14 protein-coding genes are annotated in these 14465 nt (G+C 68.6%); 12 read left to right on the top strand and 2 right to left on the bottom strand.

Going from position 1 to position 14465, the window contains the following annotated elements:
• Positions 1-72 precede the first annotated feature (72 nt).
• The 12 genes from glyA to ACFYQ6_RS12845 all read left to right on the top strand — a co-directional run bounded on the left by glyA (position 73) and on the right by ACFYQ6_RS12845 (position 11648).
• Entirely contained in the window at positions 73-1383 is a 1311-nt protein-coding gene (glyA, locus tag ACFYQ6_RS12790; protein ID WP_361573727.1) for a serine hydroxymethyltransferase, read from the top strand.
• Positions 1384-1674: 291 nt separating this feature from the next.
• Positions 1675-3039 (top strand): MraY family glycosyltransferase, encoded by a 1365-nt coding sequence (locus ACFYQ6_RS12795; protein WP_361574122.1) that lies wholly within the window; start codon positions 1675-1677, stop codon positions 3037-3039.
• Positions 3040-3301: 262 nt separating this feature from the next.
• Complete coding sequence (locus ACFYQ6_RS12800; RefSeq protein WP_356738310.1) at positions 3302-3739, top strand: hypothetical protein; 438 nt, start codon at positions 3302-3304, stop codon at positions 3737-3739.
• A gap of 222 nt (positions 3740-3961) precedes the next feature.
• Positions 3962-4777 (top strand): F0F1 ATP synthase subunit A, encoded by an 816-nt coding sequence (gene atpB, locus ACFYQ6_RS12805; RefSeq protein ID WP_361573730.1) that lies wholly within the window; start codon positions 3962-3964, stop codon positions 4775-4777.
• Positions 4778-4850: 73 nt separating this feature from the next.
• Positions 4851-5096, top strand: a complete 246-nt coding sequence (gene atpE / locus ACFYQ6_RS12810; RefSeq protein ID WP_014048348.1) for an ATP synthase F0 subunit C — start codon at positions 4851-4853, stop codon at positions 5094-5096.
• A gap of 42 nt (positions 5097-5138) precedes the next feature.
• Positions 5139-5684, top strand: a complete 546-nt coding sequence (locus ACFYQ6_RS12815) for a F0F1 ATP synthase subunit B (protein WP_073745251.1) — start codon at positions 5139-5141, stop codon at positions 5682-5684.
• Positions 5681-6496: a F0F1 ATP synthase subunit delta gene (locus ACFYQ6_RS12820; protein WP_361573732.1), complete on the top strand. Its 816-nt coding sequence runs from the start codon at positions 5681-5683 to the stop codon at positions 6494-6496. The genes ACFYQ6_RS12815 and ACFYQ6_RS12820 overlap by 4 nt, the downstream gene beginning before the upstream one ends.
• A gap of 144 nt (positions 6497-6640) precedes the next feature.
• Positions 6641-8212: a F0F1 ATP synthase subunit alpha gene (atpA, locus tag ACFYQ6_RS12825; RefSeq protein ID WP_145803146.1), complete on the top strand. Its 1572-nt coding sequence runs from the start codon at positions 6641-6643 to the stop codon at positions 8210-8212.
• Between the two features lie 3 nt (positions 8213-8215).
• Positions 8216-9133 carry a F0F1 ATP synthase subunit gamma gene (locus ACFYQ6_RS12830; RefSeq protein ID WP_361573735.1) on the top strand — a complete coding sequence of 306 codons (918 nt, stop codon included), beginning with the start codon at positions 8216-8218 and terminating at the stop codon, positions 9131-9133.
• Positions 9133-10575: a F0F1 ATP synthase subunit beta gene (gene atpD / locus ACFYQ6_RS12835; protein WP_356738321.1), complete on the top strand. Its 1443-nt coding sequence runs from the start codon at positions 9133-9135 to the stop codon at positions 10573-10575. Before ACFYQ6_RS12830 ends, atpD begins: the two co-directional genes overlap by 1 nt.
• A gap of 109 nt (positions 10576-10684) precedes the next feature.
• Positions 10685-11059: a F0F1 ATP synthase subunit epsilon gene (locus ACFYQ6_RS12840; protein WP_069170672.1), complete on the top strand. Its 375-nt coding sequence runs from the start codon at positions 10685-10687 to the stop codon at positions 11057-11059.
• 142 nt (positions 11060-11201) lie between these two features.
• Entirely contained in the window at positions 11202-11648 is a 447-nt protein-coding gene (locus ACFYQ6_RS12845) for a DUF2550 domain-containing protein (RefSeq protein WP_361573738.1), read from the top strand.
• 68 nt (positions 11649-11716) lie between these two features.
• On the opposite strand, the gene ACFYQ6_RS12850 is transcribed toward ACFYQ6_RS12845, so the two are convergent.
• Positions 11717-12295 (bottom strand): 1,4-alpha-glucan branching protein, encoded by a 579-nt coding sequence (locus ACFYQ6_RS12850; protein WP_361573740.1) that lies wholly within the window; start codon positions 12293-12295, stop codon positions 11717-11719.
• Positions 12296-12457: 162 nt separating this feature from the next.
• The gene (locus ACFYQ6_RS12855) at positions 12458-14344 is read right to left on the bottom strand and encodes a glycoside hydrolase family 18 chitinase (RefSeq protein WP_361573742.1); all 1887 of its coding nucleotides are present in this window, start codon (positions 14342-14344) and stop codon (positions 12458-12460) included.
• Positions 14345-14465 lie beyond the last annotated feature (121 nt).

The following is a 14465-nucleotide window of genomic DNA, read 5'->3' on the forward strand; positions in this document are numbered from 1 at the left end:
GCAGAGGGCCGGGGGCGGGCCTACATTGGAGCTGACGCCACGCACCCCCCTCCTCAGGCCCGGAGCCGTCACATGTCGGTCACCACTCCAGCCGCACGCGCCACCGCCCCACCACCCTCCTCGTACGGCACCGGCGTGCCGCAGGATGCCGGCGTCCTGCTCCGCCAGGATCCGGAGATCGGCGGCATTCTGCTGGCCGAGGCGGACAGGCAGGCGAACACGCTCCAGCTGATCGCCGCCGAGAACTTCACCTCGCCCGCCGTGCTCGCCGCCCTCGGCTCCCCGCTCGCCAACAAGTACGCCGAGGGCTATCCCGGAGCCCGCCACCACGGTGGGTGCGAACAGGCCGACGCGGCCGAGCGCGCCGCGATCCGGCGCGCCATGTCGCTGTTCGGCGCCGAGCACGCCAACGTCCAGCCGCACTCCGGCTCCTCGGCCGTCCTCGCCGCCTACGCCGCGCTGCTGCGCCCCGGCGACACGGTGCTGGCCATGGGCCTTCCGTACGGCGGGCATCTCACCCACGGCGCCCCGGGCAACTTCTCCGGACGCTGGTTCGAATTCGCCGGATACGGCGTCGACCCCGACAGCGGGCTCATCGACTACGCCCAGGTGCGTGCCCTGGCCAGGGCACGGCGCCCCAAGGCGATCGTCTGCGGGTCGATCTCGTACCCGCGCCATCCCGACTACGAGCAGTTCCGGGACATCGCCGACGAGGTGGGCGCCTATCTGATCGCGGATGCCGCCCACCCCATGGGGCTGATCGCCGGGGGAGCGGCGCCCAGCCCGGTCCCGTACGCGGACGTGGTGTGCGCGACGACGCACAAGGTGCTGCGCGGACCGCGCGGCGGCATGCTCCTGTGCGGCGTCGAGCTGTCGGAGCGCATCGACCGCGCTGTGTTCCCCTTCACCCAGGGCGGCGCCCAGATGAACACGATCGCGGCGAAGGCGGTGGCGTTCGGGGAGGCCGCGACGCCGGCCTACGCGGTCTACGCCCACCGTGTCGTCGCCCACGCCCGTGTCCTCGCCTCGGCGCTGGAGGCCGAGGGCTTCGAGATCACCACCGGCGGCACGGACACCCACATCGTCGTCGCGGACCCCGGCCCGCTCGGCGTCGACGGCCGCGTCGCACGCGAGCGGCTCATGGCGGCCGGCATGGTCCTGGACACGTGCGCGCTCCCGTACGGGGACGCGCGCGGCATCCGGCTCGGCACCGCGGCCGTCACCACCCAGGGCATGGACGAGGACGACATGGCCGAGATCGCCGGACTGTTCGGCGCCGCCGTACGCGAGGAGGGCGGCACGGGCGCGATCCGCGCGCAGGTCCGCGATCTCGCGGCGCGTCACCCGGTCCCGCCGGAGACCGCGCCCCGGGCGCGTCCTTAGTCGGCCGCGGAGCACGGAACCGGCGGAGGTCCTTTCCTCGTCGTGAAGAGTGGCCGCACCGTCGCGGCGGGCGTGTCCTGGCGGCTCGCGGGTCCGATCTACACTGTGGCCGGAGCGGATGCTCCCTCCACGCTTCCCTTCGCCGGTATCGGGGTCGTGGGCTCACGGGCGTCGCGCTCCTCGGTCCGCCGGGGGAAGCCGTCCGGTTCCCACCGGATCCGGCGCAGCAGGAGCCCTCGCCGTCCCGCACGGTACGGTCGACGGTGTGAGGCTCGGTCAACAGCTAGATTTCTGGGGCAGCCCGTGCGTGATTACCTGCTGACGCTCTGTGCCACGGCCGCAGTGACCTATCTGCTGACCGGGCCGGTGCGGAAGTTCGCCATCGCGGTCGGGGCGATGCCCGCCATCCGCGCGCGCGACGTGCACCGCGAGCCGACGCCGAGGCTCGGCGGCATCGCGATGTTCGGCGGACTGTGCGCGGGGCTGGTCGTCGCCGCCCATCTGTTCAACCTGACGAGTGTCTTCAAGCTCTCGAACGAGCCGCGCGCGCTGCTGTCCGGCGCCGCGCTCATCTGGCTGATCGGCGTCCTGGACGACAAGTTCGAGATCGACGCGCTGATCAAGCTGGGCGGGCAGATGATCGCCGCCGCGGTGATGGTCATCCAGGGTCTGACGATCCTGTGGCTGCCCATCCCCGGTGTCGGCACGGTCGCACTCACCCAGTGGCAGGGCACGCTGCTCACCGTCGCCCTGGTCGTGATCACCATCAACGCGGTCAACTTCGTCGACGGCCTGGACGGCCTGGCCGCGGGCATGGTCTGCATCGCGTCGGCGGCGTTCTTCATCTACGCCTACCGGCTCTGGTACGGCTACGGGATCGAGGAGGCCGCGCCGGCGACGCTCTTCGCCGTGATCCTCATGGGCATGTGCCTCGGCTTCCTGCCGCACAACATGCACCCCGCGAGAATCTTCATGGGCGACTCGGGGTCGATGCTCATCGGTCTGGTGCTGGCCGCGGGCGCGATCTCGATCACCGGGCAGGTCGACCCCGACCGTCTGGGCATCTTCGTCGGCGGCGAGCGCGGGGCCACCCACGCGATGCTCCCGGTCTTCATCCCGCTGCTGCTGCCCCTGACGATCATCGCGATCCCGGCCGCCGACCTGGTGCTGGCCATCGTGCGGCGTACGTGGAACGGGCAGTCGCCGTTCGCGGCCGACCGCGGTCACCTGCACCACCGGCTGCTGGAGGTCGGGCACTCGCACAGCAGGTCGGTGCTGATCATGTACTTCTGGTCCGCGCTGATCGCCTTCGGCGCCGTCGGGTACTCCGTGCACTCCGCGTCGCTGTGGATCGTGCTGGTGATCGTGGGGCTCAGTGCCGTGGGCCTGGTCCTGCTGCTCATGCCCCGGTTCACCCCGCGCGCACCGCGCTGGGCGGAGTCCTTCGTGCCGCCGCGCTACCGGCGCAGGCAGCGGCGTGAGGAGGGCGACGAGGAGGCCCCGCAGGGACAACAGGGCCTGGACGGTTCACAGATGACCTCCCCGGCACCGGAACGGACCCCGGTCGCCGTGGGCGTCTCGGGCGTCAACGGAGCGACAGCCATCGGCCCCCGTTCGCGCTTCACGGATCGGGACCGTGCCGACTCGCCGCGCTGATCCTGCCGTACAGAAGTCCCCATACCAGACATTGCGTCGTGATGTTCTGCACACACGCGCGGAGTAACCCTCATGTGTGACAGCTGGCACACGTTCTGAGTAAAGACCTCATCAAATAGTTTGTGATACCGTTCACGAAGCCCGGTGAGGAAGCCGAAGGACCTGAGTAGCACGGTCCATTGGCCCGAAACATCGACTCGGACCGGGCCTACGCTCGTCCCTGACGACCTTTGCCCACCCCCTGCAACGCGGAGTAACCGCCATGCCGTCCAACGACGTCCGGACTCTCCTTCACACCGCCGTGCCCACTGCTGCCGTCGGTGTCGTCACCGTCGCCGTCAGCGCTGCGCTCGCCGGCGGCAAGGGAGCGGTCGGTGCGACGGTCGGGACGCTGGTGGTGATTCTCTTCATGGGAATCGGGCTCGGCGTCCTGCAGCGCACCGCGAAGTCGCTGCCGCATCTGTTCCAGTCCATGGGGCTGTTGCTGTACACGACCGAACTGCTGCTGCTGTTCGTCTTCGTCGCCGCGTTCAAGGACACGACGCTGTTCAATCCCAGGGCTTTCGCCGCCGGGGTGATGGTCGCGACTCTCAGCTGGGTCGCGGCGCAGATCCGCGTGCACATGAAAGCCAAGATCCTCTACGTCGAGCCGGACTCGTCCGCGGGCAAGAAGCCCGAGAACATGGGGTCGTCGACGTGAGGGGTAGGGCCGGGATAAGCGGTCGTTCGAGACCCTGCTATCGTCCGGTGCCAACTGCGGCACTGCGGGCGCGGGCATCAAAAACGGCGCCTGCTTCATCGCGAGGCGTAATGCCTGAGCCGCCCCCCATCCGTAACACCAGTCCAGTGCCGACCAGCGGCTGCCTGCCGCGCCGACACAACGAGGTTGCCGTACCTATGCGCCACGCTGAAGGAGCCCGCGGTGAGTGCTGACCCGACGACGGTGCTCGCCTTCGAGACCGACTGCCACATCTTCGACGGATGCGGCTTCCCGGCTCCTGGCCTGCACTCCTTTGTTTTCGAGCCGATGTTCACCGTCGGCGGCATCGAGTTCAACAAGCCGATGCTGCTGGCGGTCCTGAGCACCGTTGTCGTCGTCGGCTTCTTCTGGGCGGCTTTCAGCAAGCCGAAGGTCGTGCCCGGAAAGCTCCAGATGGTCGCCGAGGCGGGTTACGACTTCATCCGCACCGGTGTGGTGTACGAGACGCTCGGCAAGCGTGAGGGCAAGAAGTACGTGCCCCTCATGGTCTCGCTGTTCTTCTTCATCTGGATCATGAACCTCTGGGCGATCATTCCCTTCGCCCAGTTCCCGGTGGTCTCGGTCATCGGATTCCCGGTGGCGCTGGCCGCGATCGTGTACGTCCTCTGGGTCAGCCTGACCTTCAAGCGGCACGGTTTCGTCGGCGGCTGGAAGAACATCTCCGGCTACGACCCGTCGATCGGCCCGGCTCTTCCCTTCGTCATGCTCATCGAGATCATGTCGAACCTGCTGATCCGGCCCTTCACGCACGCCGTGCGACTGTTCGCCAACATGTTCGCCGGCCACGTGCTGCTGCTGATCTTCACCATCGCCAGCTGGTACCTGCTGAACGGCATCGGCATCGCCTACGCCGGTGTGTCGTTCGTGATGACCATCCTGATGACCGCCTTCGAGCTGTTCATCCAGGCGCTGCAGGCCTACGTGTTCGTCCTTCTGGCCTGCAACTACATTCAGGGCGCTCTCGCCGAGCACCACTGAGCAGCCAGCTCCACCCCCGATAGTCGTCCGGTGGCCAACCCCCACCGGTTCTGAAAGAGAAGGAAGAAACGGCATGTCCGCTCTTGAGACCCTCGCCGCCGTCAACATCACGGGCAACCTCGGTTCCATCGGTTACGGCCTCGCCGCGATCGGCCCCGGCGTCGGCGTCGGCATCATCTTCGGTAACGGCACCCAGGCGCTGGCCCGTCAGCCCGAGGCAGCCGGCCTGATCCGCTCGAACCAGATCCTCGGCTTCGTGCTCTGTGAGGCGCTCGCCCTGATCGGTCTCGTCATGCCCTTCGTCTACCCGGTCGACTAAGTCGCGGCATTCCGACTGCCCGATGCGACGAAAGGCATTGATGTGAACGCCCTACAGCTGGCGGCCGAGGAAGAGATCCAGAACCCGCTGCTTCCGGCGATCCCCGAGATCGTCATCGGCCTGATCGCCTTCGCCATCGTCTTCGGCTTCCTCGCCAAGAAGCTCCTCCCGAACATCAACAAGGTTCTGGAAGAGCGCCGCGAGGCCATCGAAGGCGGTATCGAGAAGGCCGATGCGGCCCAGACCGAGGCCCAGAGCGTTCTTGAGCAGTACAAGGCTCAGCTCGCCGAGGCCCGCCACGAGGCCGCCCGTCTGCGCCAGGAGGCGCAGGAGCAGGGTGCCGTCATCATCCAGGAGATGAGGGCGGAAGGTCAGCGGCAGCGCGAGGAGATCATCGCCGCCGGCCACGCCCAGATCGAGGCCGACCGCAAGGCCGCGGCGTCCGCGCTGCGTCAGGACGTGGGCTCCCTCGCCACCGCCCTGGCCGGCAAGCTCGTCGGCGAGTCCCTCGAGGACCACGCCCGGCAGAGCGGCACCGTCGACCGGTTCCTCGACGAGCTCGAGGCGAAGGCCGAGGCCGTCCGATGAACGGAGCGAGCCGCGAGGCGCTGGCCGCCGCGCGCGAGCGCCTCGACGCACTGACCGACTCCACGTCGGTCGACGCGGCGAAGCTCGCCGAGGAGCTGGCAGCCGTCACCGCGCTGCTCCACCGCGAGGTATCGCTGCGCCGGGTCCTCACCGACCCGTCGCAGGGCGGCGAGGCCAAGGCCGAGCTGGCCGGACGGCTGCTGCGCGGCCAGGTGGGCGGCGAAGCCGTGGACCTGGTCTCCGGCATGGTCCGTTCGCGCTGGTCGCAGTCGCGTGACCTGGTCGACGCGGTCGAGGAGCTGGCGAACACCGCCGACCTCACCGCCGCCCAGCGCGCCGGTGGCCTCGACGACGTCGAGGACGAGCTGTTCCGGTTCGGCCGGATCGTCTCCTCCGACGTGGCACTGCGGTCCGCCCTGACCAGCAAGTCGGCCACGGTCTCCGCCAAGAGCGAGCTGCTCCGCAGCCTGCTCGCCGGCAAGGCCCAGCCGGTCACCGAGCGCGTGATCACGCGCCTCGTGACGCAGCCCCGAGGACGTAGCCTGGAATCGGGACTCGACTCCCTGTCCAGGCTCGCCGCGGAGCGCCGGGATCGCACGGTCGCCGTCGTCACCTCAGCGGTGCCGCTGTCCGACCGGCAGAAGCAGCGCCTCGGCGCGGCTCTGGCGAAGATCTACGGTCGGCAGATGCACCTGAACCTGGACGTGGACCCCGAGGTCCTCGGCGGGATCTCGGTGCGCGTCGGTGACGAGGTCATCAACGGCACGATCGCGGAGCGCCTCGAAGAGGTCACCCGCAGGATGGCCGGCTGACAGCGCACAGCGCCACAGCACCAACTGAACGAGCAAGAATTGCGGCCCGGTTGGGCCGTGCAGAAATTGCAGAAGATTCCTGGGGGTCGCCCCCAGACCCCTTTGAGAAACTTCGGGCCCAACAAGGAGAGCAGGGAACCCCAGATGGCGGAGCTTACGATCCGGCCGGAGGAGATCCGGGACGCACTGGATAACTTTGTCCAGTCGTACCAGCCGGACGCGGCCTCGCGCGAGGAGGTCGGGACGGTCAGCGTTGCCGGCGACGGCATCGCGAAGGTGGAGGGCCTGCCCTCCGCCATGGCGAACGAGCTGCTGAAGTTCGAGGACGGCACCCTCGGTCTCGCCCTCAACCTCGAGGAGCGCGAGATCGGTGCGATCGTCCTCGGCGAGTTCAGCGGGATCGAGGAGGGCCAGCCGGTGCAGCGCACCGGTGAGGTGCTCTCCGTCGGCGTCGGCGAGGGCTACCTCGGCCGCGTCGTCGACCCGCTCGGCAACCCGATCGACGGTCTCGGCGAGATCGCGACCGAAGGCCGTCGCGCCCTCGAGCTGCAGGCCCCTGGCGTCATGGTCCGCAAGTCGGTGCACGAGCCGATGCAGACCGGCTACAAGGCCGTCGACGCCATGGTGCCGATCGGCCGCGGCCAGCGTCAGCTGATCATCGGCGACCGTCAGACGGGTAAGACCGCTCTGGCCGTCGACACGATCATCAACCAGCGCGACAACTGGCGCTCGGGCGACGTGAACAAGCAGGTGCGCTGCATCTACGTCGCCATCGGTCAGAAGGGCTCCACCATCGCCTCCGTGCGCGGTGCCCTCGAAGAGGCCGGCGCGCTCGAGTACACGACCATCGTCGCCGCCCCGGCGTCCGACCCGGCCGGCTTCAAGTACCTGGCGCCGTACACCGGTTCGGCCATCGGCCAGCACTGGATGTACGACGGCAAGCACGTCCTCATCATCTTCGACGACCTCTCGAAGCAGGCCGACGCCTACCGCGCCGTGTCGCTTCTGCTGCGCCGTCCGCCGGGCCGTGAGGCCTACCCGGGCGACGTCTTCTACCTGCACTCGCGTCTGCTGGAGCGCTGCGCCAAGCTCTCCGACGAGATGGGCGCCGGTTCGATGACGGGTCTCCCGATCGTCGAGACCAAGGCGAACGACGTGTCGGCGTTCATCCCGACCAACGTCATCTCCATCACCGACGGCCAGTGCTTCCTGGAGTCCGACCTGTTCAACGCGGGTCAGCGTCCGGCGCTCAACGTCGGTATCTCGGTCTCCCGAGTCGGTGGCTCCGCGCAGCACAAGGCCATGAAGCAGGTGTCCGGCCGGCTCCGCGTGGACCTCGCCCAGTACCGCGAGCTGGAGGCGTTCGCCGCCTTCGGTTCCGACCTGGACGCGGCCTCCAAGGCGTCGCTGGAGCGCGGTAAGCGCATGGTCGAGCTGCTGAAGCAGCCCCAGTACGCGCCGTTCCCGATGGAGGAGCAGGTCGTCTCCGTCTGGGCCGGTACCACGGGCAAGATGGACGACGTCCCGGTCGAGGACATCCGTCGCTTCGAGACCGAGCTGCTCGAGTTCCTGCGCCGCGAGCGCAAGGACCTGCTGACCAGCATCGCCGAGGGCGGCAAGATGTCCGACGACACGCTGCAGTCGATCGCCGACGCGATCGCCTCCTTCAAGCAGCAGTTCGAGACCTCGGACGGCAAGCTCCTGGGCGAGGGCTGATCGATGGGCGCTCAGCTTCGCGTTTACAAGCGCCGCATCCAAGCCGTCACCGCGACCAAGAAGATCACCAAGGCGATGGAGATGATCGCCGCCTCGCGCATCGTCAAGGCGCAGCGCAAGGTGGCGGCGTCGATGCCGTACGCGACCGAGCTCACCCGCGCGGTGACCGCGGTGGCGACCGGCTCGAACACCAACCATCCGCTCACCACCGAGGCCGAGGCCCCGGCCCGGGCCGCGGTCCTGCTCCTCACGAGCGACCGCGGTCTGGCCGGCGGCTACTCCTCCAACGCCATCAAGGCGGCGGAGCGGCTGCGGGAGCGGCTGGCGGCCGAGGGCAAGGAGGTCGACACGTACATCGTCGGCCGCAAGGGTGTCGCGTACTACGGCTTCCGTGAGCGCAAGGTCTCGGATTCGTGGACCGGTTTCACCGACAGCCCCGAGTACTCGGATGCCAAGAAGATCGCCGAGCCCCTCATCGAGGCCATCCAGAAGGACACGGCCGAGGGCGGCGTCGACGAGCTGCACATCGTCTTCACGGAATTCGTGTCGATGATGACGCAGAACGCGGTCGACGGCCGGATGCTGCCGCTGTCGCTCGACGAGAGCGAGAAGGAGAACACCGAGAAGGGCGAGATCCTTCCGCTGTTCGAGTTCGAGCCGTCGGCGGAGGACGTCCTCGACGCCCTTCTGCCGCGCTATGTCGAGAGCCGTATCTACAACGCACTGCTGCAGGCCGCCGCTTCCGAGCACGCCGCCCGCCGTCGTGCGATGAAGTCGGCGACCGACAACGCCGGGGACCTGATCAAGAGCCTCTCCCGGCTTGCCAACGCGGCCCGCCAGGCCGAAATCACCCAGGAAATCAGCGAGATCGTCGGCGGTGCAGGTGCGCTGGCCGACGCGTCCGCGGGGAGTGACAAGTAATGACGACGACAGTTGAGACGGCCGCTGCCACGGGCCGCGTCGCCCGGGTCATCGGCCCGGTCGTCGACGTGGAGTTCCCCGTCGACGCGATGCCGGAGATCTACAACGCCCTCCACGTCGAGGTTGACGACCCGGCCGAGGCCGGCGCTCGTAAGACGCTGACCCTGGAAGTCGCCCAGCACCTGGGTGACGGCCTGGTCCGCGCGATCTCGATGCAGCCCACCGACGGCCTGGTCCGCCAGGCCCCGGTGACCGACACGGGCGCGGGCATCACCGTCCCCGTCGGTGACATCACCAAGGGCAAGGTGTTCAACACCCTCGGCAAGATCCTGAACGAGCCGGAGGCCGAGGCGCAGATCACCGAGCGCTGGCCGATCCACCGCAAGGCCCCGGCCTTCGACCAGCTCGAGTCGAAGACCGAGATGTTCGAGACCGGCCTGAAGGTCGTCGACCTGCTGACCCCGTACGTCAAGGGCGGCAAGATCGGTCTGTTCGGTGGTGCGGGCGTCGGCAAGACGGTCCTCATCCAGGAAATGATCATGCGTGTGGCGAAGCTGCACGAGGGTGTGTCGGTGTTCGCCGGCGTCGGTGAGCGCACCCGTGAGGGCAACGACCTCATCGACGAGATGACCGAGTCGGGCGTCCTGGACAAGACCGCGCTGGTCTTCGGCCAGATGGACGAGCCGCCGGGCACCCGTCTGCGGGTCGCGCTGTCCGCCCTGACCATGGCGGAGTACTTCCGCGATGTGCAGAAGCAGGACGTGCTGCTCTTCATCGACAACATCTTCCGCTTCACGCAGGCCGGTTCCGAGGTCTCCACGCTGCTCGGCCGCATGCCGTCCGCGGTGGGTTACCAGCCGACCCTGGCCGACGAGATGGGTGTGCTCCAGGAGCGCATCACCTCGACGCGTGGTCACTCGATCACCTCGATGCAGGCGATCTACGTCCCCGCGGACGACCTGACCGACCCGGCCCCGGCCACCACGTTCGCCCACCTCGACGCGACGACGGTTCTCTCCCGTCCGATCTCCGAGAAGGGCATCTACCCGGCCGTGGACCCGCTGGACTCGACGTCCCGCATCCTGGACCCGCGCTACATCGCGCAGGACCACTACGACGCGGCCAGCCGCGTCAAGGGGATCCTCCAGAAGTACAAGGACCTCCAGGACATCATCGCGATCCTCGGTATCGACGAGCTGGGCGAAGAGGACAAGCTCGTCGTCCACCGTGCCCGTCGCGTCGAGCGCTTCCTGTCGCAGAACACCCACGCCGCCAAGCAGTTCACCGGCCTGGACGGTTCGGACGTTCCGCTCGACGAGTCGATCGCCGCGTTCAACGCGATCTGTGACGGGGAGTACGACCACTTCCCCGAGCAGGCGTTCTTCATGTGCGGTGGCATCGACGACCTCAAGGCGAAGGCCAAGGAGCTCGGCGTCTCCTGAGCCACCGGCTCACCGAGGGGGGTGGGTGTGTCCCGCCCCCCTCACCACGCCCCGTAGAATTGAAACGACACCCGGCACGACCGCCGGGTGGTGACCCGAGGAGCCACCCTTGGCTGCTGAGCTGCATGTCGAGCTGGTCGCCGCGGACCGCAGTGTCTGGTCCGGCGAGGCCACCCTCGTTGTCGCACGTACCACGTCCGGCGACATCGGCGTCATGCCCGGTCACCAGCCGCTCCTGGGTGTGCTGGAATCGGGCCCCGTGACGATCCGTACGAGCGACGGCGGGACTGTTGTCGCCGCTGTGCACGGCGGTTTCATCTCGTTCGCGGACAACAAGCTCTCGTTGCTGGCGGAGATCGCCGAGCTTGCCGACGAGATCGACGTCCAGCGCGCCGAGCGTGCGCTGGAGCGCGCGAAGTCGGACACGGACGCCGCCGCCGAGCGGCGCGCCGATGTGCGACTGCGTGCGGTGGCGGCGCACTGAGCGTCCCCACGAGGAGTTTTTGACTCAGCCGCGGCCCGAGCTGGAGAGATCCAGACCGTGTCGCGGCTGAGGCGATGCAGGTGCGGTGCGTTTCGGCTCGGTTCGGTATCCGTTACTCGACGATGCGAGGAGGTCGGTGGAGATGGTCCTCGCTTTGTGGGTGGGCGGCCTGGTCGTCGTACTGGTCGCGGTGGGCCTGTTCGTCTTCGGCCTCCGCAGGCGGCTGATCCAGCGTTCGGGCGGTACCTTCGACTGCAGTCTGCGCTGGGACGTGTCCGAGGAACCGGACCAGTCCGGCAAGGGCTGGGTGTACGGGGTGGCCCGCTACAGCGGTGACCGCGTCGACTGGTTCCGGGTCTTCTCGTACTCACCCCGTCCCCGCCGTGGCCTGGAGCGCTCCGCCATCGAGGTGGTCGCGCGCCGGCTGCCCGAGGGCGAGGAGGAGCTCGCGCTCCTGTCCGACTCCGTCGTGCTCGGCTGTCTCCACCGGGGGACGCGCCTGGAGCTGGCGATGAGCGAGGACGCCCTGACCGGTTTCCTCGCCTGGCTGGAGGCGGCGCCTCCCGGCCAGAGGGTCAATGTGGCGTGAACAGAGGCTGTCTCTGACAGAGGCCCCCCGGACGAAGTCCGGGGGGCCTCTGCCGTCCGCGCGGCTGCCTACCGCGAGGCGGAGGTGGCGACCACGCCCCGGACGGACGTTCCGTCGGGCCAGGTCCACCCCGCGACGATGCCCGCGGACGAGTCCTCCGCGGTCTCGGCGGGCCGCAGGATCCGGTTGACCCGCAGGTCCGCCCCGTCCTCGGGCCCGGCCGGGTGCACGGCGACGGAGGGGTCGGCGGTGTCGCTCTCACTGCGGTGCTGCGCAACCGCCTCACCGCGCAGGAGCGCTCGCAGTTGATCCACGGCCACGGGGTCCCGCACGCCGTCGTAGATCCACCGGGTCCCGAGCACGCCGTGTTCGGAGGTACCGATCAGGGCCGTGCCGGGGACGTTCTCCGCGGGAGCGCCCCGGTAGCTCATGGGCACCAGGTACGCGACCGGCCGCTGCGCGGCGGTGTCCACCACGATCATGATCTCGATCCCGACTTCCCCCTCCGGATCGTCCAGACGGAAGCCGCCGGCCACGGCGAGCTCCGGCTCCCTCGCGTCACCCACGTACCAGGTCTGCTCCGGGAGCCATCCGGCGAGCAGTTCCAGCTTGGTGGGTGCCATGGTCGTGCGGTGGACGACAGCCACATGCGCTCCTTCGACGGGTCACGTCCGCCCTTCGGCAGGACGTGACCGAACCTATAGGAACCCGCCACCTCTTCAGGGGGCCGGAACGCGAAAACCGGGGAGACAGGGGGCGGTCCTGTCTCCCCGGCGCTTTTCCGGGGGGTGGCGGTACTTCCTCCGGGGCTAGTTGAGGCCGCTGTCCATCGCGCTCACGAGCTCACCGTTCGCGGTGTCACCACTGAACTCCCAGAAGAACGCCCCGCCCAGACCCTGGGTGTTCGCCCAGGCCATCTTGGACGCGATCGTCGCCGGGGTGTCGTAGCTCCACCAGTTGGTGCCGCAGTGGGCGTAGGCGGTGCCGGCGATCGTGCCGGTGGCGGGGCAGCTGTTCTTCAGGACCTTGTAGTCCTCGATGCCCGCCTCGTACGTGCCCGGGGCCGCCCCCGTCGCCGTGCCGCCGGGTGCCGCCTGGGTGACTCCGGTCCAGCCGCGGCCGTAGAAGCCGATGCCGAGCAGCAGCTTCTTCGCCGGGACGCCCTGGGCCTTCAGCTTGGCGATCGCGGCGGCGCTGTTGAAGCCCTCCTGCGGAACGCCGCTGTACGAGGTCAGCGGGGAGTGCGGGGCCGTCGGTCCCTTGGCCTCCCAGGCACCGAAGAAGTCGTACGTCATGACGTTGTACCAGTCGAAGTACGCGGAGGCACCCGCGTAGTCGGCCGCGTCGATCTTGCCGCCCGACGAACCGTCCGCGGTGATCGCGGCGGTGACCAGGTTGCTGGAACCGAACTTCGTACGCAGTGCGGACGAGAGGTTCTTCAGCGCGGCCGGGCCGCTGGTGTCGCAGGTGAGACCGCAGGCGTTCGGGTACTCCCAGTCGATGTCGATGCCGTCGAAGACATCGGCCCAGCGCGGGTCCTCCACGAGGTCGTAGCAGGACTGGGCGAACGCGGCCGGGTTCTGCGCCGCGGCACCGAAGCCGCCGGACCAGGTCCAGCCGCCGAAGGACCAGATGACCTTGATGTGCGGGTACTTGGCCTTCAGCTTGCGCAGCTGGTTGAAGTTGCCGCGCAGCGGCTGGTCCCAGGTGTCGGCGACGCCGTCGACCGACTGGTCGGCGGTGTAGGCCTTGTCGTAGTCGGCGTAGGCGTCACCGATGGTGCACTTGCCGTTCTGGACGTTGCCGAACGCGTAGTTGATGTGCGTGATCTTCGCGGCGGAGCCGGAGGTCACGAGGTTCTTCACGTGGTAGTTGCGCCCGTAGACGCCCCACTCGGTGAAGTAACCGAGGTTGACCTTGTCGCCGGTGCCGGGGGTTCCCGGGTCGGTGGTGCCGGTGGTGCGGACCGCGACCGAGGCGCTGACCGGACCGGTCTGGTCGGCGGTGTCACGGGCCTGCACCGTGTACGAGTAGTCGGTGCCCTTGGTGAGGCCGGTGTCGGTGTACGTCGTCGTGGTGACCGTCGCGACCTTGGCGCCGTCACGCAGGACGTCGTAGTTCTTGATGCCCTTGTCGTCCGTGGCGGCGCTCCAGCTGAGCTTCGCCGAGGTGTCCGTCACGTTGCTCGCGGTGGGGGTGCCGGGCTTCGACGGGGCGCTGTCGCCGGGGACGGTGGGGCCGCCGTCACAGGAGGCGCCGTTCAGCTTGCAGCCGCTGGGGGAGCCGGAGCCGGTGCCGTTGAAGCCGAAACTGATGCTGGCGCCCGGGGCCACCGAACCGTTCCAGCTGAGGTTCTTGGCGGTCCAGTGGGTTCCGGAGCTGGTCACGGAGGCGTCCCAGGCGGAGCCGACCGCGGTGCCGGAGGGGAAGTCCCACTCGATCGTCCAGGAGGAGAGAGCGGTGGTGCCGGTGTTCTTGACGGTCCACTGGCCCTCGAAGCCGGTGCCCCAGTCGGACTTCTTGACGTACGTGGCGGTCGCGGAGGTGGCGGCCTCGGCGGGGGAGGCCAGGCCGACCATGGCGGCGAGCGGCAGCAGCAGCGCGGTGAGACCCGCGACGGCCTTGGACCTGGTGCCTGCGCCGGCTTCACTTCTCCATCTGAGTCGGGACCGGCGTACGGGGTTGTCAGTGCTCAACGGTGCTCCTCGGGTGAGGTCCGGCAAAGGGGGATGATCCGTAACCTGCAGACCCTGCGTCGCCCTGAGCCCGCTTTGTCATGGCGTACTCACCGCAGCGTGTTCGGTGAGATTAGGAAGG

Source organism: Streptomyces sp. NPDC005494, assembly GCF_042872025.1.
In the GTDB taxonomy this organism is placed as follows: domain Bacteria; phylum Actinomycetota; class Actinomycetes; order Streptomycetales; family Streptomycetaceae; genus Streptomyces.

What these genes read in the sequence shown, in the direction of transcription:
- ACFYQ6_RS12800 (WP_356738310.1), top strand. Translation starts at nt 3,302, where the DNA reads ATGCCGTCCAACGACGTCCGGACTCTCCTTCACACCGCCGTGCCCACT.
- glyA (WP_361573727.1), top strand. Translation starts at nt 73, where the DNA reads ATGTCGGTCACCACTCCAGCCGCACGCGCCACCGCCCCACCACCCTCC.
- ACFYQ6_RS12820 (WP_361573732.1), top strand. Translation starts at nt 5,681, where the DNA reads ATGAACGGAGCGAGCCGCGAGGCGCTGGCCGCCGCGCGCGAGCGCCTC.
- atpE (WP_014048348.1), top strand. Translation starts at nt 4,851, where the DNA reads ATGTCCGCTCTTGAGACCCTCGCCGCCGTCAACATCACGGGCAACCTC.
- atpA (WP_145803146.1), top strand. Translation starts at nt 6,641, where the DNA reads ATGGCGGAGCTTACGATCCGGCCGGAGGAGATCCGGGACGCACTGGAT.
- ACFYQ6_RS12830 (WP_361573735.1), top strand. Translation starts at nt 8,216, where the DNA reads ATGGGCGCTCAGCTTCGCGTTTACAAGCGCCGCATCCAAGCCGTCACC.
- ACFYQ6_RS12845 (WP_361573738.1), top strand. Translation starts at nt 11,202, where the DNA reads ATGGTCCTCGCTTTGTGGGTGGGCGGCCTGGTCGTCGTACTGGTCGCG.
- atpD (WP_356738321.1), top strand. Translation starts at nt 9,133, where the DNA reads ATGACGACGACAGTTGAGACGGCCGCTGCCACGGGCCGCGTCGCCCGG.